Source organism: Flavobacterium sp., from assembly GCF_040382755.1.
In the GTDB taxonomy this organism is placed as follows: domain Bacteria; phylum Bacteroidota; class Bacteroidia; order Flavobacteriales; family Flavobacteriaceae; genus Flavobacterium.
Genome location: NZ_JBEIET010000249.1, coordinates 1 through 1,613, shown reverse-complemented (window position 1 = coordinate 1,613; position 1,613 = coordinate 1). Strand labels below are relative to the sequence as shown.

The 1,613-nt window shown below is 33.9% G+C and carries 2 protein-coding genes; both read left to right on the top strand.

Features of this window, described 5'->3' with window-relative positions; translation table 11 throughout:
* A partial coding sequence (locus tag ABWO04_RS11795) for a hypothetical protein (protein ID WP_353079881.1) occupies positions 1-195 on the top strand: 195 nt, incomplete at its 5' end.
* Between the two features lie 271 nt (positions 196-466).
* On the top strand, positions 467-1,447 hold the full coding sequence (locus tag ABWO04_RS11790; protein WP_353079880.1) for an alpha/beta hydrolase: 981 nt from the start codon (positions 467-469) through the stop codon (positions 1,445-1,447).
* The last annotated feature ends 166 nt before the right edge of the window (positions 1,448-1,613 follow it).

The window sequence follows — 1,613 nt, the reverse complement described above, 5'->3', positions numbered from 1 at the left end:
GTTGTACAAAATTCTACGCAAGAGTTTTATGTAATTTGGTTTGAGCGGAAGGAGCTAAAAAGTATTGAAAGCGGAATGCAATTCGCTCAAGCTTTTCGTTTCACAACGTGGGAAAGAAATTCTTTCAGAGCGTTAGAAATCGCTCAAAAGCTTGGCAAAATTCGCAGTTTTATTCCAAATAATCAAGTGTTTTAACAAGAATTTTCAATATTTTTTATCTCATGAGGTGTTGGATAGCCTCTGCAACTTCGTCAAGCAATGTTTGCCAAAATTGTGGGCATATCCAATCTACATAAAACTCTGTATGCTTGAACTATCGTACAACTCGGTGTTGACATTATACAAAAACGATAAACTTTAAGCATTTTATACTTAATTTTGTACAACGTCAACACCCCCTCCGTTGGTGGCAATAGTAAAAAAAAATACTCAACCTTAACTTGAATAATACAAAACAACAAAAATTATGTGGGAAAAAATTGGCAAACGAATTGGCAAATCGCTAATTATAAGCATTATTGTTTACTTACTAATATGTTTGGTTCTTATTTATTGGCCAATCAATATTGAGAAAAATGTTAAAAACTATGATTACACTTCAATCAAGAAAAACTCAAACCCCTATTTGGGAAAAGAACAATGGATTAAAACAAGAGACAATTACGAGATTTTCAGTAGAGTTTATAATAGTGAGAATAAAGATGTGCTAATTTTAATTCATGGTTCTGGGTCAGAAAGTAGATATTTATCGAATTTAGCAGATTCAATTTCAAAAGCAAATATTGCTACGGTCCTAACGCCAGACATGAGAGGACACGGAAGAAATCATGGAACAAGAGGAGATATTGATTTCATAGGACAACTTGAAAATGACATTGAGGATTTGATTCAATTCAGTAAAAAAAATCTTGGGGCAAAAAAAATAATTTTAGCAGGTCATTCTTCTGGTGGAGGTTTCGTCTTGAGATTTATTGGAAATCCGAAAAACAGCAAGGTGGATAAGGCAATTCTGCTTGCACCTTATTTAGGACATGATGCACCGACCGTTAAACCCAATAGTGGTGGATGGGTTAAAGTTGCCATGAAAAGAATCATCGGTCTGTCTATGTTAAATAGAGTAGGTTTTAAAACCTTAAACAGCTTGCCAGTTCTATTTTTCAATCGCCCAGAAAACATTAATGATAAGCTACAAGTCCCTTCCTATTCGTTCAATATGACGATAAATTTCAACCCAAAAAATCATAAAGAAGAAATTAAAAATATTAATATCCCTTGTTTAGTTTTGGTTGGTAAACAAGACGAGAGTTTTTATCATGAACAATTTCCTATTACATTTAAAGTAGCAGAAAAATATGTTCGTTTAGAAATATTGGATAGTGTAAAACATTTAGACATTGTTAAAAGTCAAAAAGCATTTGAAATAATTAAAGAATGGAATAGGGACTAAGAACGAGAGAAATACTACTGCCACCAACAGCACATTTGCAATAGGCGGGGTTTCGTGCTCCGCAGATAGTTTTGTGGTTATAGAAAGTGCAGTTCTCCGAATAAACATTTGTACTGAAAAGCCCGCCCATCGCAAATCTGCAAAACGTTAGCGGTCATTGTGAAAG